Annotated in this window: 1 pseudogene; it reads right to left on the reverse strand. The window is 67.5% G+C overall.

What is annotated here, in order from left to right:
* Window positions 1–106 precede the first annotated feature (106 nt).
* A pseudogene (locus ROTAS13_RS26890) lies at window positions 107–252 on the reverse strand (IS5/IS1182 family transposase); the annotation flags it as partial.

Consider the following 252-nt stretch of genomic DNA (forward strand, 5'->3'; position numbering starts at 1 on the left):
ACGACCAGCATCCCAGCACTGGCTCCCGATCATCCCGGAAACCACTGTGAACCCCGCCGTCAGTGGGGTCCCGTTTGGACGCCGATCACCCCTCCAACAGGGTTCCTATTCCATGCCGATCCACACCGCGGTAGCCGCGATCGACCACGGCGAGGCTGGGACGCTGGCCGGTGAGGGTCTCGACCTGCTGGAGGGCGTCGGCGAGGGTGTGGCCGTCGTAGGGATTGCCGGGCTGGCTGCGCATGCCGACGA

Source organism: Roseomonas sp. TAS13, from assembly GCF_001950415.1.
GTDB lineage: Bacteria > Pseudomonadota > Alphaproteobacteria > Acetobacterales > Acetobacteraceae > Roseomonas > Roseomonas mucosa.